This window comes from Arthrobacter sp. NPDC058130 (assembly GCF_042884475.1).
GTDB lineage: Bacteria > Actinomycetota > Actinomycetes > Actinomycetales > Micrococcaceae > Arthrobacter.
In genome coordinates, this window is the sequence record NZ_JBHVTV010000025.1 from 768 (window position 1) to 24,196 (window position 23,429).

18 protein-coding genes and 1 pseudogene are annotated in these 23,429 nt (G+C 68.0%); 10 read left to right on the top strand and 9 right to left on the bottom strand.

Annotated features, from left to right (window positions below; translation table 11 throughout):
- Positions 1–121 precede the first annotated feature (121 nt).
- The 4 genes from ACFVTM_RS22780 to ACFVTM_RS22795 are packed head-to-tail and all read right to left on the bottom strand — an operon-like array spanning position 122 to position 5,345.
- The gene (locus ACFVTM_RS22780; RefSeq protein WP_390206482.1) at positions 122–934 is read right to left on the bottom strand and encodes a bifunctional allantoicase/(S)-ureidoglycine aminohydrolase; all 813 of its coding nucleotides are present in this window, start codon (positions 932–934) and stop codon (positions 122–124) included.
- Positions 931–2,280: a DUF6986 family protein gene (locus ACFVTM_RS22785; protein WP_390206484.1), complete on the bottom strand. Its 1,350-nt coding sequence runs from the start codon at positions 2,278–2,280 to the stop codon at positions 931–933. Before ACFVTM_RS22785 ends, ACFVTM_RS22780 begins: the two co-directional genes overlap by 4 nt.
- Before the next feature lie 3 nt (positions 2,281–2,283).
- Positions 2,284–3,882 (bottom strand): malate synthase A, encoded by a 1,599-nt coding sequence (gene aceB, locus ACFVTM_RS22790; protein ID WP_390206486.1) that lies wholly within the window; start codon positions 3,880–3,882, stop codon positions 2,284–2,286.
- A gap of 38 nt (positions 3,883–3,920) precedes the next feature.
- Positions 3,921–5,345: an NAD-dependent malic enzyme gene (locus ACFVTM_RS22795; RefSeq protein ID WP_390206488.1), complete on the bottom strand. Its 1,425-nt coding sequence runs from the start codon at positions 5,343–5,345 to the stop codon at positions 3,921–3,923.
- 204 nt (positions 5,346–5,549) lie between these two features.
- Between ACFVTM_RS22795 and ACFVTM_RS22800 the strand changes: the two genes are divergently transcribed.
- The gene (locus ACFVTM_RS22800; RefSeq protein ID WP_390206490.1) at positions 5,550–6,305 is read left to right on the top strand and encodes an IclR family transcriptional regulator; all 756 of its coding nucleotides are present in this window, start codon (positions 5,550–5,552) and stop codon (positions 6,303–6,305) included.
- A 123-nt stretch (positions 6,306–6,428) separates the two neighbouring features.
- Here ACFVTM_RS22800 and ACFVTM_RS22805 read toward each other — a convergent pair whose 3' ends face one another.
- Both ACFVTM_RS22805 and pucL read right to left on the bottom strand, forming a co-directional pair.
- Positions 6,429–7,928, bottom strand: a complete 1,500-nt coding sequence (locus tag ACFVTM_RS22805; RefSeq protein WP_390206492.1) for a nucleobase:cation symporter-2 family protein — start codon at positions 7,926–7,928, stop codon at positions 6,429–6,431.
- 190 nt (positions 7,929–8,118) lie between these two features.
- On the bottom strand, positions 8,119–9,027 hold the full coding sequence (gene pucL / locus ACFVTM_RS22810) for a factor-independent urate hydroxylase (RefSeq protein ID WP_390206494.1): 909 nt from the start codon (positions 9,025–9,027) through the stop codon (positions 8,119–8,121).
- Positions 9,028–9,388: 361 nt separating this feature from the next.
- Here pucL and ACFVTM_RS22815 point away from each other — a divergent pair, with 361 nt between their 5' ends.
- Entirely contained in the window at positions 9,389–9,565 is a 177-nt protein-coding gene (locus ACFVTM_RS22815) for a hypothetical protein (RefSeq protein ID WP_390206496.1), read from the top strand.
- A 152-nt stretch (positions 9,566–9,717) separates the two neighbouring features.
- Here the strand turns inward: ACFVTM_RS22815 and ACFVTM_RS22820 are convergent, their stop codons facing one another.
- Positions 9,718–11,082 carry an 8-oxoguanine deaminase gene (locus ACFVTM_RS22820; RefSeq protein ID WP_390206498.1) on the bottom strand — a complete coding sequence of 455 codons (1,365 nt, stop codon included), beginning with the start codon at positions 11,080–11,082 and terminating at the stop codon, positions 9,718–9,720.
- A 379-nt stretch (positions 11,083–11,461) separates the two neighbouring features.
- Between ACFVTM_RS22820 and ACFVTM_RS22825 the strand changes: the two genes are divergently transcribed.
- From ACFVTM_RS22825 to ACFVTM_RS22860, 8 genes are all read left to right on the top strand, one after another.
- A complete protein-coding gene (locus ACFVTM_RS22825) occupies positions 11,462–11,971 on the top strand; it encodes a nucleoside deaminase (RefSeq protein ID WP_390206500.1) in 510 nt (169 codons plus the stop codon).
- A gap of 80 nt (positions 11,972–12,051) precedes the next feature.
- Positions 12,052–13,458 (top strand): XdhC family protein, encoded by a 1,407-nt coding sequence (locus ACFVTM_RS22830; protein ID WP_390206502.1) that lies wholly within the window; start codon positions 12,052–12,054, stop codon positions 13,456–13,458.
- Positions 13,449–14,453, top strand: a complete 1,005-nt coding sequence (locus tag ACFVTM_RS22835; RefSeq protein ID WP_390206504.1) for an FAD binding domain-containing protein — start codon at positions 13,449–13,451, stop codon at positions 14,451–14,453. The genes ACFVTM_RS22830 and ACFVTM_RS22835 overlap by 10 nt, the downstream gene beginning before the upstream one ends.
- A gap of 2 nt (positions 14,454–14,455) precedes the next feature.
- Positions 14,456–17,437: a molybdopterin-dependent oxidoreductase gene (locus tag ACFVTM_RS22840; protein ID WP_390206506.1), complete on the top strand. Its 2,982-nt coding sequence runs from the start codon at positions 14,456–14,458 to the stop codon at positions 17,435–17,437.
- Between the two features lie 209 nt (positions 17,438–17,646).
- Positions 17,647–19,215, top strand: a complete 1,569-nt coding sequence (locus ACFVTM_RS22845; protein WP_390206508.1) for an NCS1 family nucleobase:cation symporter-1 — start codon at positions 17,647–17,649, stop codon at positions 19,213–19,215.
- A gap of 42 nt (positions 19,216–19,257) precedes the next feature.
- Positions 19,258–20,001 carry an aspartate/glutamate racemase family protein gene (locus ACFVTM_RS22850; protein ID WP_390206509.1) on the top strand — a complete coding sequence of 248 codons (744 nt, stop codon included), beginning with the start codon at positions 19,258–19,260 and terminating at the stop codon, positions 19,999–20,001.
- A 118-nt stretch (positions 20,002–20,119) separates the two neighbouring features.
- Positions 20,120–21,103, top strand: coding sequence for an aldo/keto reductase (locus ACFVTM_RS22855; protein WP_390206515.1), 984 nt, complete (start codon positions 20,120–20,122; stop codon positions 21,101–21,103).
- A 57-nt stretch (positions 21,104–21,160) separates the two neighbouring features.
- Positions 21,161–21,805, top strand: coding sequence for a uracil-DNA glycosylase (locus ACFVTM_RS22860; RefSeq protein ID WP_390206511.1), 645 nt, complete (start codon positions 21,161–21,163; stop codon positions 21,803–21,805).
- Between the two features lie 31 nt (positions 21,806–21,836).
- Here the strand turns inward: ACFVTM_RS22860 and nboR are convergent, their stop codons facing one another.
- A complete protein-coding gene (nboR, locus tag ACFVTM_RS22865) occupies positions 21,837–22,457 on the bottom strand; it encodes a nicotine blue oxidoreductase (RefSeq protein ID WP_390206513.1) in 621 nt (206 codons plus the stop codon).
- Positions 22,458–22,538: 81 nt separating this feature from the next.
- Positions 22,539–23,429 (bottom strand): annotated as a pseudogene (locus ACFVTM_RS22870) (pyruvate dehydrogenase (acetyl-transferring), homodimeric type); the annotation flags it as partial.

The following is a 23,429-nucleotide window of genomic DNA, read 5'->3' on the forward strand; positions in this document are numbered from 1 at the left end:
CCTGGTGTTTTCCCCGGGCGTGGGGCGGGCGGCGGCGCTGTTCCACAGACGGCCGAACCCCGCGCGGGCCCCGGGGGGGGGCCGCCCCCCCCACGTCTGTATAACGGCACTTCAGCGGAACTCAGGTCAGGCGGATCTGGCGGTTGACGTCCTTGTACAGCAGGTACCGGAAGTTGCCCGGGCCGCCGGCGTAGCAGGCCTGCGGGCAGAAGGCGCGCAGCCACATGAAGTCGCCGGCCTCCACCTCCACCCAGTCGTCATTGAGCCGGTAGACGGCCTTGCCTTCAAGGACGAAGAGCCCGTGTTCCATGACGTGGGTTTCCGCGAAGGGGATGGAGGCGCCGGGCTTGAGCGTGACGATGTTGACGTGCATGTCGTGGGCCAGGTCCTCCGGGTCCACAAAGCGGGTGGTGGCCCAGGCGCCGTCGGTGTCGGGCATGGCCCGCGGCTCGACGTCCTGGTCCCGGGTCACGAAGGATTTGGCCGTGTAGCCTTCCAGCGGTTCGTAGGCCTTCCGGATCCACTGGAAGCTGGCGATCTCCCCGGACTCGTTCGCCACGGACCACTGGGCCCCGGCGGCGAGGTAGGCGTAGCCGCCCTCTCCCAGTTTGTGGATCTCCCCCTCGAGGGTCAGCGACAGGGCGCCTTTGGTCAGGAAGATGACGCCTTCGACGCCGGCCTCCGGCTCGGGCTTGTCCGCCCCGCCGCCCGGGCCCACCTCGACAATCAGCTGCGAGAACGTGGTGGCAAAGCCGGCGATGGGCCGGGCAATGATCCAGGAGCGGGTGTTGGTCCAGCCCGGAAGCTTGCTCGTGACGATGTCCCGGAGCACGCCTTTGGGGATGACGGTGTAGGCCTCCTTGACCACGGCGCGGTCGGAGAGGATCTGGGTCTGCGGCGGAAGCCCGCCCTCGGGGTAGAAATAGTTGCTCATGAGTGTGCTCCTTCTGCAAAGGGGGTGGAGGTGTTGGCCAGCCGCGGATGGGCCAGCACGGTGAGTTGGGGGAGCCCGACGCCAGTCAGGGCCAGGACTTCGTCGGCGCCGACGGCGCCGCACTGGACGCCGCGCAGCACGAACGCCGCCAGGGCGCGGGCCGTGGCGGGCTCGTCCATGACCCCGCCGGCGGTCTGTTCCACGTAGTTGCGGAGCCGGGCAGCGGCGGCGGGCAATCCCTGCCGGTAGAACGCGTAGGTCGCGGCGAACCGGCTGGGCAGCTGGGCGGGGTGGAGGTCCCAGCCCTGGTAGTAGCCGCGCTCCAGCGACCGGCGGACCAGCCGGCCGTGGAGCTGCCAGGCCTGCTCCACGTTCTCGCCCACCGGGATGATGTTGGTGGACCCGTCGGAGAGCCGGATGCCGGTGCCGGCCACGGCAAGCTGCATGACTTCCTTGGCAAAGTCCGCCACGGGATGTTCCATGGACTGGTATTCGGCGGAGATCTGCAGCGATGCGGAGTAGTCGTAAGTGCCGTAGTGCAGCCCGCTGATCCGGCCGGGCACCGCGTGCGGCAGGCGCGCCACCGGCGAGGTTCCGTCCGGGCCCAGGATGAGCTGCGGGGTTTCCACCTGCACCTCAAAGCGGAGCCGGCCCGCGGGGAGCGAGTGGACTTCCTCGAGGCGGGACACGGCGAAGTCCATGGCCTCCACCTGCGCCACGGTGGTGACCTTGGGCAGGGTGAGGATGAGCCCGTCCGGGAGCTCGCCGGCTGCGGCCAGCTGCGAGACAAAGAGATCCAGGGTCCGCAGGCCGCGGGCACGGGTGGCGGCCTCGAAGCACTTGAAGCGGATCCCGATGAAGGGCGGAGCGGTGCCGGCGGCGACGGCGGCGGCCACGGCCGACGCCGCGGTGAGGGCGGCGGCGTCCTCGGCGTCGTCGCCCCGGTCCCCGAACCCGTCCTCAAAGTCCAGGCGGAGGTCCTCGATCGGCTCGCGTGCGAGCTTGGCCAGGACCCGCGGCGCGACGGCCGCGGCCAGTCCGGCCTCCTGTCCCTGCAGCGCGCACAGGCTTTCGACGCCGCCGCGGGCCTCGACCGCGGCCAGGGCCTGGGCGCCCCAGTCGGCGGTGAACTCCGGGCTAAAGCGGTCCGCCGGGACGTAGACGGTGTGCACCGGCTGGCGGGAGCCGTCGTCGCCCGGGTAGCTGCGCTCCAGCAGCCGGTCGGTGTCGGCGAGCTGCGCATCTATCCGGGCGAGGTCGGCCCCGGAGAGGGCCGACGTCACATTGCCGGGGCGCGGTGGGTGGCTCCCGGGATGCAGCCGGGCGCTGGCGGAGGTGGCTGCCATGCCTCAGCCCACCAGCTCGTACGCCGGCGTGGTGAGGAAATCGGTGTAGTCCTCCGACAGGCAGATGCCCCCGATCAGGCGGCTGGCCGGCAGGTAGTGCCGGGCGAAGGCGTCCTCGCCCACCTCGCCGCGGAGCTTCTCGGTTTCCTCGGCCAGGATGGCGGTCACCAGGTCACGGGTGACGGTCCGGCCGGTGTCGGCCAGCACCGAGTGGTTGCGGATCTGCTGCCAGACCTGGGACCGCGAGATTTCCGCCGTCGCGGCGTCTTCCATCAGGTTGTGGATGGCCACGGCACCGTTCCCGGAGATCCAGACGGCCGTGTACGCGACCGCCACGTAGAGGTTCAGCCGCAGGCCGGCCTCGGTGACCTGGCCTTGGGCCGAGCGGATGTCCAGGAGCTGGTCCGCGGTGACGCTGACCTCGGGCCGCTGTTTGTCCAGCTGGTTGGGCCGGTCGCCCAGGACGGAGTCGAACACCTCGCGGCAGACCGGCACCAGGTCCGGGTGGGCCACCCACGAACCGTCGAAGCCGTCGCCGGCTTCGCGGGTCTTGTCCGCCCGCACCTTCTCGAAGGCCTGGGCGGTCACCTCGGGCTCGCGCCGGTTGGGGATCACTGCCGCCATGCCGCCCATGGCGAAGGCGCCGCGGCGGTGGCAGGTCTTGACCAGGAGTTCGGTGTAGGCCCGCATGAAGGGCGCGGTCATGGCGACTGTGGCGCGGTCAGGGAGGACAAAGCCCTCGCCGGCGTCACGGAAGTACTTGATGATGCTGAACAGGTAGTCCCAGCGGCCAGCGTTCAGGCCGGAGGCGTGGTCGCGGAGTTCGTAGAGGATCTCGTCCATCTCGAAGGCCGCCGGAATGGTCTCGATCAGGACCGTGGCGCGGACGGTGCCCTGCGGGATGTCGAGGTAGTCCTGGGCGAAGACGAAGATCTCGTTCCATAGCCGGGCCTCGAGGTGGCTCTCCATCTTGGGCAGGTAGTAGTACGGTCCGTGGCCGTTGGCCAGGAGCCGCTTGGCGGTGTGGAAGAAGTGCAGGCCGAAGTCCACCAGGGCGCCCACGGTGTGCTCCCCGCCGATCAGCAGGTGCCGTTCGGCCATGTGCCAGCCGCGGGGCCGGGCCACCACGACGGCGAGCGGGGCGTCGGTGCGCAGCTTGTATTCCTTGCCTTCGGGCGAGGTGTATTTCAGCGTTCCGTCCGCGGCGTCGCGGAGGTTGAGGATCGATTCGACCACGTTGGACCAGGTGGGCGTGCTGGCGTCCTCGAGGTCGGCGAGCCACACCTTCGCGCCGGAGTTCAGGGCGTTGATGGCCATCTTGGCCGGGGCGGCCGGTCCAGTCATCTCGACCCGGCGGTCCCGCAGGGCCGCGGGCGCCGGAGCCACGCTCCAGTCGGCGTCGCGGATCTCCTGGGTCTCCGGCAGGAAGTCCAGGCGGCCGGTCCGGGCCACGTGCTCGCGCTTGAGGGCGCGGGCCTTGAGGAGCTCGGCCCGGGTTCCGGCGAAGCGGAGGTGGAGTTCTTCGACGAAGGCGAGGGCCTCCGGGGTCAGGATTTCCCCGGCCCGGTCGACGGGGTGGGGATCGGTGACGGTGAGAGCCATTTCTGGTCCTTTCCTAGGCTGCGAATCAGGCTGCGAAATCAGGCGTGGGACGGACCGGCGTGGGCGCCGGCCTGCGTGGAGCTCTCGCGCGCCGCCGCGGCTACGGCGGCGGCGACGTCGCCGGCAACTTCGGGGTCGAAGACGCTGGGGATGATGTAGCTGGCGTTCAGTTCATCGTCCGCCACCCGGTTCGCGATCGCTTCCGCGGCGGCCACCAGCATGGCCGGCGTGATATCCGCGGCGCCGGCGTCGAGCAGCCCGCGGAAGAAACCGGGGAAGGCGAGCACGTTGTTGATCTGGTTGGGGAAGTCGCTGCGGCCGGTGGCGACGACGGCGGCGTGCCGGGAGGCGATCACGGGGTCGATTTCCGGCGTCGGGTTGGCCATGGCAAAGACGATGGCATCCTTCGCCATTGATGCAACCTGCTCCTCGCCGATCACGTGCGGGGCACTGACGCCGATGAAGACGTCCGCGCCGCGGAGTGCCTCGTGCAGGGTCCCCGAGAAGCCCTGTTCGTTGGTGTTCTCGGCGATCCACGTGCGGTGCTCGTCGTCGTACTGTTCGCCGAAGTGGATCGCTCCCGAACGGCCGGCGGCGATGATGTTCCGTGCCCCCTGGGCCTTGAGGAGCTGGATGATCGCGGAGCCAGCGGCACCGACGCCGGAGACGACGATCCTGACCTCGGAGAGCTTCTTGTCCACCACGCGCAGGGCATTGGCCAGCGCGGCCAGGGTGACGATCGCGGTCCCGTGCTGGTCGTCATGGAAGACCGGGATGTCGAGCTCCTCGCGGAGCCGGTTTTCGATCTCGAAGCAGCGCGGCGCGGCGATGTCCTCGAGGTTCACACCACCGTAGACCGGGGCGAGTGCCTTGACGATCATGATGATTTCCTCGGTGTCCTGGGTGTCCAGGCAGACCGGCCAGGCGTCGACGTTGGCGAACTGCTTGAAGAGGGCAGCCTTGCCCTCCATGACGGGGAGCGCGGCGGCCGGGCCGATGTTGCCAAGGCCCAGGACGGCGGATCCGTCCGTGACGACGGCGATCGTGTTGCGTTTGACGGTCAGGTTCCGCGCGGCGGAGGGGTCCTCGGCGATCGCCAGGCAGACGCGGGCGACGCCGGGGGTGTAGGCGCGGGAGAGGTCGTCGCGGTTGCGCAGGGCCACCTTCGGGACCACCTCGAGTTTTCCGCCGAGGTGCATGAGGAAGGTCCGGTCCGAGACGTGCTGGACCGTGACGCCGTCGAGCGCGTTGAGTGCGTCCTTGACGCGGACCGCGTGCTCGTCGTCCGTGGTGTTGCAGGTGACGTCGACCACCAGCGTCTCGTGGTGGGACTCGGTGACGTCCAGGGCGGTGACGGCGGCGCCGGCGGCGCCGACCGCGGCTGCCAGTTCGCTGGTGGCGGTGAAGCTGGACGGAGCTTCCACGCGCAGGGTGATCGAATTTCCGGGGCTGGGGTTCGCCATTGAGTTCCTCCTCGTATGGCCCGGGCGGGCCTCTTACACTTCGATGGATGTTTTCGTATTATGGATATTATTATCTGCTTAGTGGAAAAACAACCCTTGAGGCATCATCGCCCCGGCGGGCCGCGTGCTGTATCTTGGGTTTTCAGCCTTATTTCACGATGTGGATAAGAAATGTCGATGCCGACCGCGCAGGAGAGAATGGTTATGGCTGAAAAGCCCTCGGGAGGCGTGCAGTCCGTTGAGCGCGTCTTTGAACTTCTGGAACTGATTACGGATGCCGGCGGTGAAGTCACGCTCAGCGAGCTATCCAACTCCACTGACCTGCCCCTTCCCACCATTCACCGGCTCCTGCGCACCCTCGTGTCCCTGGGGTACATCCGGCAGCTCCCCAACCGCCGCTACGCGCTGGGGCCCCGGCTGATCCGCCTGGGCGAAGCGGCCAACAAGCAGCTCGGCTCCCTGGCCAGGCCGCAGCTCAAGTCGCTCGTGGACCGGCTGGGCGAAACGGCCAACATGGGTGTCCTGGACTCCGACATGGTCATCTACGTGGCCCAGGTGCCCTCGCTGCACTCGATGCGCATGTTCACCGAGGTGGGCAAGCGCGGCTACATGCACGCCACCGGCATGGGCAAGGCGATCCTGGCCCAGCTGGACGACGCCACGGTCCGTGGGATCGTGGGACGCCAGGGGATGCCGACGCCCACGCCGAAGAGCATCAGCAATGTCGACGCGCTGCTGGAGGACCTGAAGCTCATCCGCCAGCGCGGCTACTCCGTTGACGAGGAAGAGCAGGAGGTGGGCGTGCGCTGCTTCGCGATGGCCATCCCCGATGCCCCGACGCCGGCCGCCATCTCCGTCTCCGGCCCGGTTTCCCGGGTGGACCAGGCCTTCGCGGACAGGGCCGTGCCCCTGCTTCGGGACGCCGCCCGGGCGATCTCGGAAGAGCTCAAGCAGGGCTGAGCCGCGTGGGCATGAGGCCCCCGCCGGGTTTCGGATTCGGAGGTTTCGGATCCGGAAGCACGACCAGCGGGGCCCACGGTAGTGGGCCCCGCTTTCTGCTGCCGTGTGGGGGATGGGTCGCTCCTAGTGCTCGTCGGCTGGCAGCCGGGACGGCTCCACCGGGACTTCCTTGCCGTCGCAGTCGATCAGTTTGCCGTTCTCGTAGCGGTCGCCTTCGGCCAGGCATTTGAGGTCGTCCTCGCGAATGATCCGTTCGGTACCGGCCACGAAGACCGACTGGTTCTCTGAGTTCCCGGCCTTCACGTGGTTGAAGAGCAGGTTCAGCAGGATGGCCATGAGGGCTGCCGAGCTGATGCCGGAGTGGAAGATGGTGCTGAACCAGGTTGGGAACTTGTCGTAGAAGGTCGGTGCGGCGATCGGAATCATGCCGAAGCCCAGCGACGCCGCCACGATGATCAGGTTCATGTTGTTGCGGTATTCCACCTTGGACAGGGTTCGGATGCCGCTTGCCGCGACAGTTCCGAAGAGGACGACGCCGGCACCGCCCAGGACGGGGGTCGGCACCGAGGCCACGACGCGGCCCAGGACGGGCAGCAGGCCGAGCACCACCAGGATCAGGCCGCCGGCGCTGACCACGAAGCGGCTCTTGACCCCCGTGATGGCGACCAGGCCCACGTTCTGGGCGAAGGCGCTCTGGGTGAACGAGTTGAACAGCGGTGAGACGGCACTGGAGAGCATGTCCGCCCGGAGTCCGTTGCCGATCCGCTTCGCGTCGACCTTGGTGCCGACGATGTCGCCCACGGCAATGATGTCGGCGGAGGTTTCCGTCAGGGTGACCAGGATGACGATCAGCATGGAGACGATGGCGGCGATCTCAAACGTGGGTGGTCCGAAAGCGAAGGGTGTGGGGAAGGCGACGATTTCGCCCTGGCCCACCTTGGAAAAATCGGCCATGCCGAACGCAAAGGCAATCATGGTGCCCAGGACCATCGCCAGCAGGATCGAGAGCCGGGAGATGGCGGCATTGCCGACCTTGCTCAGCAGCAGGACGATCGCCATGGTGACCGCCGCGAGGCCGATGTTTGCCATGCTTCCGTAGTCCGGTGACTTGCTGTTGCCGCCCATGGCCCAGTTGGCGGCCACCGGCATCAACGTCAGGCCGATGGTGGTAATGACCGTGCCGGTCACCACCGGGGGAAAGAAGCGGATGATCTTGGAGAACAGCGGCGTGATGAGCAGGCCGATCAGTGATGCCGCGATGACGGAGCCGAACACGGCCTGGATGCCGCCGCCGCCGTGGACGATCGCGACCATCGTGGAAACCCCGGCGAACGAAACGCCCTGCACCAGCGGGAGTTGGGATCCGAAGAACGGGATGCCGATGGTCTGCAGGATGGTGGCGAGCCCGCCGACGAAGAGGCAGGCGGCGATCAGCAGGCCGATGTCCTGGGATGACATGCCGGCGGCCGCGCCGATGATCAGCGGCGGGGCGATGATGCCGCCGTACATGGTGAGAACGTGCTGGAAACCATAGGCGAACGTGCTTGCGAGCGGCAGGCGCTGGTCTTCGGGGCGTGCGGAAGGCTTGGCGCCCGCCGCCGCTGATTTCTTCTTGATGTTCATGGCAGACTTTCTTGGTTCATGGCAGACGTCTTTGTCTGGCTAACGGTGTCTGGCTAACAGTTGTGGCAAATCAGTTCGGCCTGTATCCCGGAGTTCTTGTCCGGCTGTTGTCCGTCCCGAGTAGGGGAACAAGAAGCCCGGGACAAGAACTCCGGGTCAGGCCTGGCAGGCGTGCGGTGCCCGGGCCGGCCTAGCAGAATCCGGCGATGCCGTTCCAGGCGATCTCGGCGGGGGTGGCGTCGTCGCGCTGGACGGTGGCCTCGATCAGGCCGTAGGGCCGGTCCGCGGCGAAGAAGACCTCGTTGGGGTTGTCGAGGCCGAAGGGGGAAAGGTCCACCAGGAAGTGGTGCTTGTTGGGCATGGAGAACTTGATCTCGTCGATCTCCCCGTGGGCCTCTAGGACCTTGGTGCCCATGTCGAAGAGGGTCTGCTGCAGGGCGTGGGAGTACTTCTCGGTGAAGCCTTCCAGCAGCAGGCTCTTGATGTCCTCGTAGCTCTTGTTGAAGTCGACAGCGCTGAAGTCCGTGCCGGTCTTGAAGCGCCAGCGGGCGGAGACGTCCGTGGCGAGGATGCGGTCCGTGGTTTCCGGCAGTGTGGTGTATTTGTCCCGCGGGTAGCCGACAAAGCCGGACTGCGTGGACTTGAGCACCGTGAGGTCCTTGAGTCCGGAAATCAGGTGCACGTCCGCGCCGTCCCGGACCAGGACCGCCGTGCGGACCTCCTGGCCGTTTCGCACGAAGGAGTGGTCGTGCTCGGCGCCGTGCGCCTGGATCCGGTCCCAGCTGTACGCCTCTGCTTCCCACCGGCCGCCGGAGACCCAGTCGAAGCTCGAGGTGAAGTGCTCGCCCAGGCGCAGGAGGAACGCTTCCGGGGAGCCGACGCCTTCCCGGGCGAACGCGTAGATGGTGTTCTTCTGGGTATCGGTGGCGACCACATGGCTGTTGTCCCCGGCAAGGTGCGCGGCCTCGAAGTCGCCGCGGAGCTGGGAGGTGACGTTCAGGTCTTCGATCTCGTGGCGGTCTGTGTCCCGGGTGATTTTCACGACCCGGACTTCGGCCTTTCCGTACTGGTTGTGGCCGAGGATGATCTTGTTGCTCATGGCTATTCCCAACTTCCGTGATGTGGAACCTAGGTTCCATCATTGAAATTAAGCACGTGTTTCTCACGCGTTTCCGATGGAGCCGACCCAACAAAAAAGAGCCGACGTCCAGTGACGTCAGCTCATTACAACCCTGCCTGCTGCTCCCAGGTTACGTGACGTACGCCACGAGTTGCGTTAAACACTAGCCCCGGAAGGGCGTGGTGTACATCACTTTCGCAAAAATCGGATTGTGACCGGGAGGCGTCCCGGGGAGCGGGACGGGGTCTTGACCGCAGCCCGCCCCCTCCCTAGACTTTCCACATAACAATAAATAGATTCCGAATTACGGAAAATAAGCCCGAAGAACGAGGAGGAACAGATGGACCCGCAGGATAAGAACATCGTCGCTGACTTTCCGGCACCCGGCCAGGAACTGTACCTGCCGTTCGGCGCCACCGATCCTGACTTCTATTTCCCGGCTGACTGCGACCGCTCTGGCTTGGGGTTCTCCCGCTGGCTGCGTGCGCTCCCGGTCTTCGGCCGGCGGCGCCCCTAGCGGCAGGACGCGCAATCCGCTGAGCGCCACGCTGAAGGACTGACGACACCCGAATCCGGGTGTCGCCAGTCCTTTTGCGCGTCCTCAGCAACTTGGCGCCGCCTCAGCAACTTTGCGCCGCGCGGAAGCCCCCACTGTCCCCGGTCCGAGAGTCAGCCGTTCACCAGCTTTTTGGCCGCCGCTGAGTGGTCGGCAATAAGCCCGGCGATGTCCAGCTCCGGAATCTGCCCGTCGATCACACGCCACCGGCCGCCCACCATGACCCGGTCCGCCCGGTCCGCGGCGCACAGCAGGAGTGCGGCAAGGGGGTCATGGCTGCCGGAGAACCGCAGCTCGTCGAGCCTGAACAGGGCAAGATCCGCCTGCATACCGGGCGCCAGCTGGCCCAGGTCCGGCCGGCCCAGGGCCGCGGCCGATCCCCGTGTGGCCCATCCCAGCGCCCGCTCCACCGGCACGTGCGCGCCGTACCGCAGCCGTTGCAGATACAGGGCCTGCCGCGCTTCGAGGATCATGTTCGAGGCATCGTTCGACGCCGATCCGTCCACCCCCAGCCCCACCGGAACGCCCGCATCCTCAAGCTCCAGCACCCGGGCGGTGCCCGACGCCAGCCGCATGTTGGAGGTGGCGCAGTGCGCGACGGCGGTCCCCGCGGCTCCCAGCGCGGCGATCTCGGCGTCGCTGAAGTGAATGCCGTGGCCCAGCCAGGTCCTGCCGCCGAGCCACCCGACGCTGTCCAGATAGTCCACCGTGCGCAGTCCGAACCTCTCCCGGCAGAACTCCTCCTCGTCGAGGGTCTCGGCGAGGTGGGTGTGGAGCCTAACATCATGGCGCTCGGCCAGGGCGGCGCTCTCGGCCATGATCTCCCGGGTCACCGAAAACGGTGAGCACGGGGCCAGCGCAATCTGGATGACGGCGCCGTCGCCCCGTTCGTGGTACTCGCGGATGAGCCGTTCGCTGTCCGCCAGAATGACATCCGCCCGCTGCACGGTGGACTGGGGCGGCAGGCCGCCGTCGTCCTCCCCGAGGGTCATCGACCCCCGGGTGAGCGTCGCCCGCATTCCCAGTTGCCGGACCGCGCGGACCTCGACGTCGACGGCGTCTTCCAGACCCGCCGGAAAGAGGTAGTGGTGGTCCGCGGCGGTGGTGCAGCCGGAGAGCAGGAGTTCGGCCAGGGCAACGGTGCTTGCCAGCTCCAGGTCCCGCGGGGAGAGCCGCGCCCACACCGGGTACAGCCTCTGTAGCCACGGGAACAGGGGTGCATTTGCCACTGGCCCCCAGGCCCGCGTGAGGGTCTGGTAGAAGTGGTGGTGCGTGTTGATCAGGCCCGGCAGCAGGACGTGGCTGCCGGCGTCGAACGTTTCCTGGCACGGTTCCGACGGCCGCTGGCCGGCGGCGAGGACTTCGGCGATGACGCCGTCGCTCACCACGATGCCGCCCGAGGCGTCCAGTGCGTTGGCGGAGAAGGCGGCCAGGGGATTGCGGATCCAGAGGCGGGATGCGGGGGTCTGCGTCGGCATGGCGGTTTCCTGTCTGAGCGTAAGCGGAAAAGAGCCAGCTCAGTGTGGGGCCTGTCTGCTGATCCAGGCGTCCGGCTCGCAGCGCCGGTTGGGGATCAGGCTAGGCTGACGGAAGCGCAGCCGTCAACGGTACGGATTGTGACAACTTCGAAACCAGAATTTCACATCACGAAATTTACTTTCCAAAAAGCATGGCGCAGGTCACGTTCTGGTGCTAATCTCGATTTTGCCAAAGGCGGGCCCCCGGTCTCCGGGGAAGCTATCTACCAGGCGCATACTTATCCTGCAAGAGCACGCGCTGGAGCCTGGTAACCGCCGCATCTGGTCATTCCGTCCCCATACGTCGGACCGGCTCCCCAGCAACAAAGGGGGCCGCATCATGAGCACCACCGCCACGGGCAAGGAAAACTCGGACCAGGAATACCTGGCCAAGGCCATCGCGCTGGCCACGGCAAATGTCCGCAACAACGGCGGACCGTTCGGCGCCGTCGTTGTCACGGCGGACGGTCGGGCGTTCGACGGCGTCAACCGCGTCACCGCGCTGAACGATCCCACTGCCCACGCCGAAGTCACGGCGATCCGCCACGCGTGCAGCGAACTTGGCACCTTCGCCCTCACCGGCGCCACCCTGTACAGCAGCTGCGAGCCGTGCCCCATGTGCCTGGCCTCCGCGCTGTGGGCGCGCGTGGCGCGGGTGGTCTTCGCGGCGGACCGGCACGACGCTGCGTCGGCGGGTTTCGATGACGCCGTGTTCTATGAATACTTCGAAAACCACCAGAACCATGCCCTGATGCCCGTGGGCAGGCTCGAGCTCCGGGACGCCCAGGCCCAAACTTTCCTGGAGCCGTTCACCACCTGGAAAGCCCGCGATTCCAGAATCGACTACTAGGGTCCTTCCGCCGCGCCATTGCACGCACAAGAATCAAGAAACCTGGTCACCATCGCCGCACCGGGAAGGGGAGTGCAGCCATGCTGGATCTGATGCCGTCCTTGAAGGAATGGCAGCCCGCCGTCACCGGGCAACGGTTTGCCGTGGCCACCGTCGTGGGGGCCGCGGGCTCCGTACCCCGGCCCCTCGGAACCTCCATGATCGTCTCCGAAGCGGGGGCGGTCCTGGGCAGCCTCTCGGGCGGTTGCGTGGAAGGTGCCGTGGTGGAGTTAGCTTTGGAGGCACTGCGCGACGGCGGCACCCGCTGTGAGGTCTTCGGCTTCAGTGCCGATGACGCATTCGCCGCCGGACTCACCTGCGGCGGCGAACTGGAAGTCCACATCGAGCCGCTCGGCACGGAGCCGGGCGCCCTGCGGCCAGAAGACTTGGCGGCGCTCGCAGCCCACGGGCCTGCAACGGCCCTGGCTCTGATCCGCCGGGTGGACGCGAACGGCGGTGGCGCCGTCGTCATCCCGGATCCGGCCACGTACCAGGCGGGGGCCTGCCCCCAACTGGCGGCGCTGCTGGGCTTCTCCGGTCTGGGCCCGTCCGGCGGGGGTTTGTCCGGTCTGGGCAGCCCGGCGGGCAGGGCGCTCATGGAGGCCGCCGCCGCCCAGCTGGAACCGCTGCTGCGCCGGGGACAGTCCGGGCTGGTCCGGCTGGCCACCCAGGACGGCTGCCTGCCGGACCCCTTAACCGATTCGGGATCCGCTTCCGCATGCGGCCGCGCTGTGGGCGTTTCCGCGGCTCCCGCCAGCAACAACGAACCGGTAACACTCCTGGTGCAGAGCCGGCGCCCGCCGCCCCGGCTGCTGATTTTCGGCGCCAACGACTTTGGTGCGGCGCTGCTGCCGGCCGCCCAACTCCTCGGCTATGGCGTGACGCTGTGTGATGCCCGGCCCGCCTTCGCGGCGCAGGACAGGTTCGCCAGCGCCGACCACGTGGTCGCAGCCTGGCCGCACCGCTACCTCGCGGAGGAAGCCGCGGCAGGGCGGATCGACCGCCGGACAGTCGTCTGCATCCTCACGCACGATTCCAAGTTCGACATCCCACTGCTGGAAACGGCACTGGGCCTGGAGCTCGGCTACGTGGGCGCAATGGGGTCGCGGCGCAGCCATCAACAGCGGATCGAGTCCCTCCTGGCCGCCGGCATGGTGGCTGAGAAGCTGTCCCGGCTGCATTCGCCGATCGGGCTGGACCTTGGCGCGGTCACCCCGGCCGAAGTGGCGGTGTCCATCACGGCCGAGATCCTGGCATACCGGGAGAGTGGCCTGGCAACTGCGAACCCCCGGGCAGACGGCCCCTCCGCCTCGTGCATGTCCCTGAAGGATGGCAGCGGGCCGATCCACCAACGGGGCGGACGGGCCGCTGCGCCGGAATCCGCATCCCAGCCCCATTCGCCCGAGTCCCGTTCACTGCTGCAACACCAGGAGACACCGTGGATATGAACACCATTGAGGCCGTGGTCCGTACCCAGGATCCCGCAATGTGGCGCCCGGGGGATGCCTGGCTGGCCGGGGGCACGGTCCTCTTCTCCTACGGCAGCCTGGCCTTCGGCCCGGAACCGCTGCGCCGGTTGCTGGACCTCGGCTCCGCCAACTGGCCCGCCCTCACCGTGACGGACTCAGGCATCGACATAGCGGCCACCTGCACGGTGGCCGAACTCTATGCACTGCCGGACTCCGACGCGCTGGCTAGCGTTACAGCGACCGGGGCCACGGGGGCAGGGGCTCCAGGGTTGGAACGGGCCGCCGCATGGCCCGGGCTGGACCTGATCCGCCCGTGCTGTGACTCCTTCGTGGCCTCCTTCAAGGTGTGGAACATGTCCACGGTAGGCGGCAACCTGTGCACCTCACTGCCGGCCGGCCCCCTGATTTCCCTGTGCGCCGCACTGGACGGGCAGGCGACAGTCCTTGGCCCCGGCGGCGTCAGCCGCACCGTGCCGGTGGCCGAATTCGTCACGGGGGACGCGAAGAACTGCCTGGCTCCCGGCGAGCTCCTGCGCAGTGTGCACCTCCCGGTGTCGGCCCTATCCGCCCGGGTGGCTTTCCGCCGCCTCTCGCTGAGCAATCTGGGGCGGTCCGGCGTCCTGCTGATCGGAAGGTCCGACGCCGACGGCGCCCTGGTCCTGACCGTCACGGCCGCCACCAAGCGGCCCGTCCAGCTCCGCTTCAAAGCGGACGGGGGAGCCGGGCCTTCCGCCGCCGGACTCACCGGCGCCCTCGACGACGCCATCCCGGATGCCCTGTACCACGACGACATCCACGGCCTGCCGGCCTGGCGGAAAGACATGACCTACCGGCTCGCGGAGGAAATCCGGGCGGAGCTGGCCGCGCCCGAAGGCGTTGCCCCCGCCCGCGTCTCCGGCGACTTCTGGCCGCCCCAGCGCACTCCCGGTCCCGCCACGCCGGCACCGGCACCGTTCCAGCAGGAAGGGCCCTGAACATGGCCACCGAAACCACCCGCACGGGCACCCGCACCGACACCACCCGCACCGACCCCACCCGCATTGAAATCAACGGCACGGCGGCAGTGGGCAGCCCCCGGCCAGGCCAGTGCCTGCGCACGTTCCTGCGGGACGAAGGAGCCCTCGGCGTCAAGAAGGGCTGCGACGGGGGCGACTGCGGGGCCTGCACGGTCCATGTCGACGGAACCCCGGTGCACAGCTGCATCTACCCGGCCGTCCGGGCCGAGGGGCGCGCCGTCACCACCATCGAAGGACTGGCCGCCACCTGTGCCTCCGGCGGACACGAAGGCCCCGGCGCCGCACTGCACCCGGTGCAGCAGCAGTTCCTGGACCGGCAGGGCTTCCAGTGCGGCTTCTGCACCGCCGGAATGGTGATGACAGCGGCCAGCTTCGATGAGCAGCAGAAAGAGAACCTCCCCCGGAACCTGAAGGGCAACCTGTGCCGCTGCACCGGCTACCGGGCCATCGAGGACGCCGTCCGCGGCAGGGAAGGCCACCAGGATCCGGCAGGCGCTGGCCCAGGGATCGCCGACTCAGGGATCGCCGGCTCAGGGATCGCCGGCCCGGGAACAGCGGGCTCGGGGATCTCAGCCTCGGGGAGCGACGGGCCAGCAACCCGGGGGAACGGCCAGCCCGGACCCAGGCCCGGCCAGCTTGGCGACGACGTCCCGGCCCCGGCCAGCCTCGCCGTCGTCACGGGACAGGCCCGCTACACCCTGGACGTCCCGGCGCGGGAACTGCCCGGCCTGCTACACCTGAAGCTGCTGCGCTCCCCGCACGCCCACGCCCGGGTGGTCTCCATCGACACATCCGCAGCTTTGCAGGTCCCCGGGGTGGTGGCCGTCTTCACGCACGAGGACGCCCCGGCACAGCTGTTTTCCACCGCGCAGCATGAGCTCTACACCGACGACCCGGATGACACCCGCGTCCTGGACGACGTGGTGCGGTTCATCGGACAGAAGGTCGCCGCCGTCGTTGCCGACTCTGTTGCCGCGGCCGAAGCCGGGGTGCGCGCCCTGGCCGTCGACTACGAGGTCCTCGACGCCGTGTTCACGCCGGAAGAGGCCATGCGCCCGGGCGCTCCGGCAATCCACGGGGAGAAGGACGCCGCCGCGGCACGCATCGGCCGGCCGGACCGCAATGTGGTGGCTGAGCTGCATTCGGAGCTCGGCGACGTCCACGCCGGGTTCGCCGCGGCCGACTTCATCCACGAACAGACCTACCGGACCCAGCGGGTGCAGCACACGGCCCTGGAAACACACGCCTCCATTGCCTCCGTGGACGCCGAGGGCAGGCTCCAGATCCGCACCTCCAGCCAGGTTCCCTTTTTGGTGCGCCGGACCCTGGCCAGGGTCTTCGGCCTGCCGGAAGAGCAGATCCGGGTGGTGGCCGGCCGCGTGGGCGGCGGCTTCGGCGGCAAGCAGGAGGTGCTTACCGAGGACATCGTGGCGCTCGCCGCGCTGAGGCTCAAACGCCCAGTGCAGCTCGAATTCACCCGCACGGAGCAGTTCACGGCCGCCACCACCAGGCATCCGTTCACCATCCATCTCAAGGCCGGCGCCAGCAGGGACGGCCGGCTCACTGCCCTGCAGCTGGAAGTGCTCACCAACACCGGCGCCTACGGCAACCACGCCCCCGGCGTGATGTTCCACGGCTGCGGCGAGTCCCTGGCCGTCTACAAGTGCGCCAACAAAAAGGTGGACGCCCACGCGGTCTACACCAACACCGTCCCCTCCGGGGCATTCCGCGGCTACGGGCTGAGCCAGATGATCTTCGCGATCGAATCCGGCATGGACGAGCTCGCCGCCGGGATCGGCATGGACCCCATGGAGTTCCGCCGCCGCAACATGGTCCGCGAGGGCGACGACATGCTCTCCACCCACCCCGAGCCCGAAGAGGACGTGCACTACGGCAGCTACGGGCTGGACCAGTGCACCCGGCTGGTGCAGGATGCGCTCGCCCGAGGGGCGGAACGCTACCGTGCCGCCGGCCTCGAACGGCTGGGCCCGGACTGGGTCACCGGCGAAGGGTCAGCCCTGTCCATGATCGACACCGTCCCGCCGCGGGGCCACTTTGCCCACTCCCGGCTCCGGCTCCTTGCGGACGGGACGTACGCCGCCGACGTCGGAACGGCCGAATTCGGCAACGGCACCACCACCGTCCATGCCCAGCTCGCGGCGACAGCGCTGGCCACCACCGCCGCCCGCGTCACCGTGCGGCAGTCCGACACTGACCTCGTGGACCACGACTCCGGCGCGTTCGGTTCCGCCGGCACCGTGGTGGCCGGCAAAGCGACGCTGGCCGCCGCGGAGGACCTCGCCGTCCGCATCCGCGCCTTCGCCGCCGGCATCCGCAAGGTGCAGTCGTCAGGCTGCGTGCTGGAGGAGGACGCCGTGGTCTGCGAGGGAACCCGGGTGCCCCTGACCGACATCTACGCCGCCGCGGAGCAGGCCGGCGTCGAACTCGCCGCCGAGGGGCATTGGGGCGGGACGCCGAGGTCGGTGGCCTTCAACGTCCAGGGCTTCCGCGTGGCCGTCAATACCGGGACCGGCGAGCTGCGGATCCTGCAAAGCGTCCAGGCCGCGGACGCCGGTGTGGTGGTCAATCCGCGCCAGTGCCGCGGCCAGATCGAAGGCGGCATCGCGCAGGCCCTCGGCGCTGCCCTATACGAGGAAGTCAGGGTGGACGACGCCGGCAAGGTCACCACGGACATCCTGCGGCAGTACCACATCCCGTCCTTCGCCGACGTGCCGCGCAGCGAGGTGTACTTCGCCGAAACCAGCGACAAGCTCGGACCGCTCGGGGCAAAATCCATGAGCGAAAGCCCCTTCAACCCGGTGGCGCCGGCGCTCGCGAACGCCATCCGGAACGCGACGGGCATGAGGTTCACCCAGCTGCCCATCTCCCGGGACAAGATCTACCTCGGGCTGAAGGAAGCCGGGCTGACCCCCTCCCGCTAAGTCCCCGCGTTGCTGTTCCGTGGCGCCTAATAACCGTTTGTGACTGGCCGTCTTCCGGCAACCCTTGACCGGAGCGTGACCCAGGTCATACCGTTATTTCACTACTCGATACCGATATTCCGCATTGTGGAATTTGGGCAATGACGCTCCTGCTACTAGTTGCCGGCTTGTCCCGCTGCGGAAAGACATCTTCAAGAAGCGAGATCACGATGCAGACGACCCCGTTGACCGGCGTCGACCCGGCTCCCGAGACCGCAGTTGACCTGAGCAAAGCCGCCCACCCTTCCATGGGTGTCGACGCGCTTTGCGATGCCGCCAGCGCCGCCTCCGGCCGGACGATCAGTCCCTCCCTGTACAACGTCGACCTTGCCCCGACGAAACGGGAGGGCCGCCGCTGGACCAGCTACAGCATTTTCACCCTCTGGGCCAACGATGTGCACAGCCTCGGCAACTATGGTTTCGCCATCGGGCTCTTCGCGCTCGGACTGGGCGGCTGGCAGATCCTCCTCGCCCTGGGCATCGGAGCCGTCCTGCTGTTTGCGCTGCTCAGCTTCTCCGGCTTCATGGGCGTCAAAACCGGCGTCCCGTTCCCCGTCATGAGCCGGATCAGCTTCGGCATCAAGGGAGCCCAGATCGCCAGCCTCCTGCGCGGGGCCGTGGCCGTGGCCTGGTTCGGTATCCAGACCTACCTGGCCTCGGTGGTGCTCCGCGTCCTGCTCGTGGCCGTGGTGCCCTCGCTGCGGGAGCTGGACGCCGACTCCGTCCTGGGCCTCTCCACACTGGGCTGGGCAGCGTTCCTGTTCCTCTGGATCGTCCAGCTGGTCATCGTCAGTTTCGGCATGGAAATGATCCGCAAGTATGAGGCCTTCGCCGGGCCCGTCATCCTGGTGACCATGGCGGCGATCGCCGTCTGGATCTTCGCTGAAGCCGGCGGCTCCATCGCCTGGGCCTCGGACAGCCCCCTCGAAGGCGCCGACATGTGGCGCACCATCTTTGCCGGCGGCGCGCTCTGGGTGTCCATCTACGGCACGTTCGTCCTGAACTTCTGCGACTTCACCCGGTCCGCCGTCTCAAAGAAGGCAGTGGTGCGCGGCAACTTCTGGGGAATCCCCATCAACATGCTCCTCTTCGGTGCGATCGTGGTGGTCATGGCCGGCGGCCAGTTCAAGATCAACGGCACCGTCATCGAGAGCCCGTCGGACATCGTCCAGACCATCCCGAACACGCTTTTTCTGGTCCTGGCCTGCCTTGCGCTGCTGATCCTGACCGTCGCCGTGAACCTGATGGCCAACTTTGTGGCTCCCGTCTACGCCCTGACCAACCTCTTCCCGAAGCGGCTGAACTTCCGCAAGGCAGCCTGGGTCAGCGGCACTATCGGCCTGGTCATCCTGCCGTGGAACCTGTACAACAACCCGCTCGTGATCGTGTACTTCCTGGGCGGACTCGGAGCGCTGCTCGGCCCCCTCTTCGGCGTCGTGATGGCCGACTACTGGCTGCTGCGCCGCGGCAAGGTCAACGTCCTTGAGCTCTACACCGAGAACCCGGCAGGAGCGTACTACTACAAGAAGGGCTTCAACCCGCGGGCGATCATCGCCCTAGTTCCGGCCGCCTGCGTCGCGCTGCTGGTCGCCTTCGTTCCGGCCCTCGAAGCAGCCGCGCCGTTCGCGTGGTTCGTCGCAGCCGGAATCGCCGCGACGGTCTACTACGTCATCTCGGACCGCTCGCAGCGGCACGACGACGTCGACGGCGAGGCAATCGCCGTCGCCAGCACCCACTGACCAGCACCCACTGACCACGCCTGCCTGAAAGCGGAAAGCACCATGCGCATCCTTGTCGCCAACGTCAACACCACACAGTCCATGACTGAGTCCATCGCCGCGCAGGCACGCCACGTGGCGCTTGCCGAGACGGAGATCGTGGGACTCACTCCCCGCTTCGGCGCGGACTCCTGCGAGGGAAACTTTGAGAGCTACCTCGCCGCGATCGCCGTCATGGACAGGGTCTTGTCCTATCCGGAGCCATTCGACGCCGTCATCCAGGCCGGCTACGGCGAGCACGGCCGCGAAGGCCTCCAGGAGCTCCTCGACGTTCCGGTGGTGGACATCACCGAGGCGGCCGCGAGCACCGCGATGTTCCTTGGCCACAAGTACTCCGTGATCACCACCCTGGACCGGGCCGTTCCGCTGATCGAGGACCGGCTGAAGCTGGCCGGCCTGGACGCCCGGTGCGCCTCGGTCCGGGCCAGCGGAATGGCTGTCCTGGAACTGGAGGAGGAGCCGCAGCGCGCTGTGGAAGCCATCATCGAACAGGCGATGCTGGCTGTGCGCGAGGACAAGGCGGAAGTCATCGTCCTGGGGTGCGGCGGCATGGCCGGCCTGGATGAGGAGATCCGCAAGCGCGCCGGCGTCCCCGTGGTGGACGGGGTGGCGGCCGCCGTCACCATCGCCGAATCGCTGGTCCGGCTGCGACTGAGCACGTCCAAGGTCCGGACCTACGCCACCCCGCGTCCCAAGACGGTCATCGGCTGGCCGCTGTCGGCCGCCACCGCGCCGGCCGCCTCGTAAGCCGGCCGCCTAGTAAGCCGGCCGCCTCGTAGGCCGGGCATTGGGTAAGGCGGGCACACCGGTTTACGCCGCCGCCGACTTCCTCCCTTTGGAAGCGCCGGGGTCCTATAGTCGGATGATGGAAAAACGCAGGTTAGGGAAGACCGGACGAGACGTCTCGATCGTTGGGCTGGGGACATGGCAGCTCGGCGCGGACTGGGGCAATGTGGACCCCGTACAGGCCCGGGCCGTTCTGGCTGCCTCAGCGGAAGCCGGCGTCACGTTCTTCGACACCGCGGACGTTTACGGCGACGGCCGCAGCGAGCAGGCAATTGGCGCGTTCCGGGCGGCCAATCCGGGGCTGGACCTCACTGTGGCCACCAAGATCGGCCGCCGGATGGAACAGCAGCCGGCGAACTACAATCTCGCCAACTTCCGCCAATGGGTGGACCGCTCCCGGCGGAACCTGGGGATGGACTGTCTGGACCTTGTCCAGCTGCATTGCCCGCCCACGGCTGTGTACAGCAACACCGAGGTTTACGACGCGCTGGACACCCTTGTTGCGGAGGGCGCCATCCGGAACTACGGCGTCAGCGTGGAGCGGGCCGAGGAAGCCCTCGAAGCCATCCGCCACGAGGGCACGGCCACTGTGCAGATCATCCTCAATGCCTTCCGGCTCAAGCCGCTGGACGAGGTGCTTCCTGCGGCTGGGGCCGCCGGGGTGGGCATCATCGCCCGGGTGCCGCTCGCTTCCGGGCTGCTGTCCGGCAGGTACACCAAGGACACATCTTTCGCGGAGAACGACCACCGGAACTACAACCGCTCCGGCTCCGCGTTCGACGTCGGGGAGACCTTCTCCGGTGTGGACTTCGAGCTGGGCCTCAAGGCGGTGGCCGAGTTTGAGGAGCTGGTGCCCGACGGCGTCAGCACGGCCCAGGCGGCCATCGCCTGGATCGCGGCGCAGGACGGGGTCAGCACCGTGATCCCCGGCGCCCGGAACGTGGACCAGGCGCGTTCGAATGCCGCCGCTGCTGGCGTCGGCGGCATTGACGCAACGTTCGACGTCGGCGTTCGGGAAATCTATGACCGCTACTTCCGCGAAACGATCCACCCCCGCTGGTAGCAGCCCGGCCCTGGCCGTGACTGCTTGCCTACCGGTTGCTGAGGGAACGGGCAGGGAATGACTTCATCCTCCATCGAGGACTTTGTTGGCCGGATGGCTGCCGTGGGAACCGGGCCCGGATGCAACAACTTCTTCGATCACGCCATCCCGGCAAATGCCGAGCGCCGGCGGAACCTGGGGATCTACCTGCAGGAGATGCTGGACCGCTCCCCGACGGTGCTGCTGGTGGGCGAGGCCCCCGGATTCAGGGGCATGAGGATCACCGGTGTTCCCTTCACCAACCGCCGCATGTTCGAGGGGCCCGCCAACAGCTTCGGCCTCTTCGGACCGGGCAAGGGCTACGTGCTGCCGGCTGAGGCTGCGGGAATTGCGGCGGAGCCGACGGCAACGGTGATGTGGGAGGTACTGGCCGAGCTGGACTTCCTTCCGCTGCTGTGGAGCGCCTGCCCGTGGCACACCCATGTGCCGGGCCGGCCACTCTCCAACCGCACCCCGACGTCCGCGGAAGCAGCCCTCGGAACTCCGTTTTGGCAGGCGCTGACGGAGCTCTTCCCCATCGAAACCGTGGTGGCCGTGGGCAACGTGGCGCACCGGAGCCTGCAGCGCAGTGGCCTGGACGTGCCGAAAATCAGGCATCCCGCCCACGGCGGCAGGGCCGGCTTTAAGCTCGGCCTTCAAGAGGTGTTAGCCCACTCGCGCTAAAACCGGCGCGGCTAAAGCAACCCCGTGTTGCCTATCCGGTGCCCGGATCGAGGAGGTGCAGCTGGTCGGGGGAGTCGAGGTCCTGGCCGCCGGAAAGGTCGCTGCAGTCCACAAGATCAACCAGGTCCGGGTGCGCCTGCAGGAAGGCGCGTGCTCCGGCGTCGCCCGTTGCTGTTTCCGCGGCTTCAGCCCGAAGGCCGGCGTCGAGCAGCAGCGGATGCCCCCGCCGCAGCTTGCCCTCGGCATCGCGGTAGGCTGCGGCCGCCACCCGGCCCGGCCCGTGGGCTGCCAGGATACGGGCGACGGTCTCCGGGTTCAGGCCGGGCTGGTCCACCAGCGCGATCAGTACATGGTCCGCCGGGGCAGCCGCGGCAACACCGGCCCGGAACGAGCCGCCCATCCCGGTGGCCCAGTCCGGATTTTCGATGACTTTGTGCCGGCTGAGGACGGTGGCGGCGCGCACCCTGGCCGAGTCGGCGCCTAAAACCACCACGACTTCCCGGCACCCGCCCGCGAGCAGCACCTCGGCGAGCACTTCGACCAGCGTGCGGCCCCGGAACGGGAGCAGCGCCTTGGGCCCGAGCCCCAGCCGCGTTCCCGCACCGGCGGCAAGCAGCACCGCCGTCGTGCCGTGTTTGTTGATCTCAGCCATCGCCCCAGCCTATCCAGCCCACAAAACAGTTGACGGCAGTGTCCGGGCGGAACACTGCCGTCAACTGCCGTCTCGGTGGCGTCAGGCGTCGCCGCCCGCTCCGCCGGTGGTCCCGGCGTTGACGTCCAGGAGCTTGTAACGGTCCATCGCGTACGACGGCGCGCCCTCCTCCACTTCGCCCCTCGCCGCGAGCATCTGCAGGGAACGGACCACCACGGAGTGGATGTCGTTCTTGAAGAAGCGGCGGGCGGCGGCGCGGGTGTCGGAGAAGCCGAAGCCGTCGGCGCCGAGGGAGGCGAACTCGTTCGGGAGGAACTGCCGGATCTGGTCGGGCACGGCCTTCATGTAGTCGGTGACCGCGACGATCGGTCCGGTGGCGCCGGCGAGCTGCCGGGTGACGAACGGGACGCGGGCGGGCTGGCCGGGGTTGAGGAAGGCTTCTTCCTCGGCGGCCATGGCGTCGCGGCGCAGTTCGCTCCAGGAGGTCACGGACCAGACGTCGGCGGAGACGCCCCAGTCCTCGGCGAGGATCCGCTGGGCCTCGAGGGCCCAGGGGACGGACACGCCGGAGGCCAGGATCTGGCTCTTGGGCCCCTCAATGTCCGACGCCGACACCCGGTAGATGCCTTTCAGCACACCGTTGACATCAAGGTTCTCGGGTTCGGCCGGCTGGAAGATCGGCTCGTTGTAGACCGTGAGGTAGTACATCAGGTTCCGGTCTTCGTTGCTGCCCCCGGCGGCGTCGCCGTACATCCGCTCCAGCCCGTCCCGGATGATGTGCCCCATTTCGTACCCGAAGGCCGGGTCGTAGGTGAGCACGGCCGGGTTGGTGGCGGCGAGGATCGGGGAGTGGCCGTCGGCGTGCTGCAGGCCTTCACCGGTCAGGGTGGTGCGGCCGGCGGTGGCGCCGATGATGAACCCGCGGGTCATCTGGTCCGCGGCGGCCCAGAAGGAATCGCCGGTGCGCTGGAA

Bases quoted from the DNA above. Each gene is read 5' to 3' on its own strand.
- ACFVTM_RS22830 (WP_390206502.1), top strand. From the start codon at position 12,052: ATGCTGGATCTGATGCCGTCCTTGAAGGAATGGCAGCCCGCCGTCACC.
- pucL (WP_390206494.1), bottom strand. From the start codon at position 9,027: ATGAGCAACAAGATCATCCTCGGCCACAACCAGTACGGAAAGGCCGAA.
- ACFVTM_RS22845 (WP_390206508.1), top strand. From the start codon at position 17,647: ATGCAGACGACCCCGTTGACCGGCGTCGACCCGGCTCCCGAGACCGCA.
- ACFVTM_RS22860 (WP_390206511.1), top strand. From the start codon at position 21,161: ATGACTTCATCCTCCATCGAGGACTTTGTTGGCCGGATGGCTGCCGTG.
- nboR (WP_390206513.1), bottom strand. From the start codon at position 22,457: ATGGCTGAGATCAACAAACACGGCACGACGGCGGTGCTGCTTGCCGCC.
- ACFVTM_RS22780 (WP_390206482.1), bottom strand. From the start codon at position 934: ATGAGCAACTATTTCTACCCCGAGGGCGGGCTTCCGCCGCAGACCCAG.
- ACFVTM_RS22840 (WP_390206506.1), top strand. From the start codon at position 14,456: ATGGCCACCGAAACCACCCGCACGGGCACCCGCACCGACACCACCCGC.
- ACFVTM_RS22800 (WP_390206490.1), top strand. From the start codon at position 5,550: ATGGCTGAAAAGCCCTCGGGAGGCGTGCAGTCCGTTGAGCGCGTCTTT.
- ACFVTM_RS22805 (WP_390206492.1), bottom strand. From the start codon at position 7,928: ATGAACATCAAGAAGAAATCAGCGGCGGCGGGCGCCAAGCCTTCCGCA.
- aceB (WP_390206486.1), bottom strand. From the start codon at position 3,882: ATGGCTCTCACCGTCACCGATCCCCACCCCGTCGACCGGGCCGGGGAA.
- ACFVTM_RS22825 (WP_390206500.1), top strand. From the start codon at position 11,462: ATGAGCACCACCGCCACGGGCAAGGAAAACTCGGACCAGGAATACCTG.
- ACFVTM_RS22815 (WP_390206496.1), top strand. From the start codon at position 9,389: ATGGACCCGCAGGATAAGAACATCGTCGCTGACTTTCCGGCACCCGGC.
- ACFVTM_RS22820 (WP_390206498.1), bottom strand. From the start codon at position 11,082: ATGCCGACGCAGACCCCCGCATCCCGCCTCTGGATCCGCAATCCCCTG.
- ACFVTM_RS22850 (WP_390206509.1), top strand. From the start codon at position 19,258: ATGCGCATCCTTGTCGCCAACGTCAACACCACACAGTCCATGACTGAG.
- ACFVTM_RS22855 (WP_390206515.1), top strand. From the start codon at position 20,120: ATGGAAAAACGCAGGTTAGGGAAGACCGGACGAGACGTCTCGATCGTT.
- ACFVTM_RS22795 (WP_390206488.1), bottom strand. From the start codon at position 5,345: ATGGCGAACCCCAGCCCCGGAAATTCGATCACCCTGCGCGTGGAAGCT.
- ACFVTM_RS22785 (WP_390206484.1), bottom strand. From the start codon at position 2,280: ATGGCAGCCACCTCCGCCAGCGCCCGGCTGCATCCCGGGAGCCACCCA.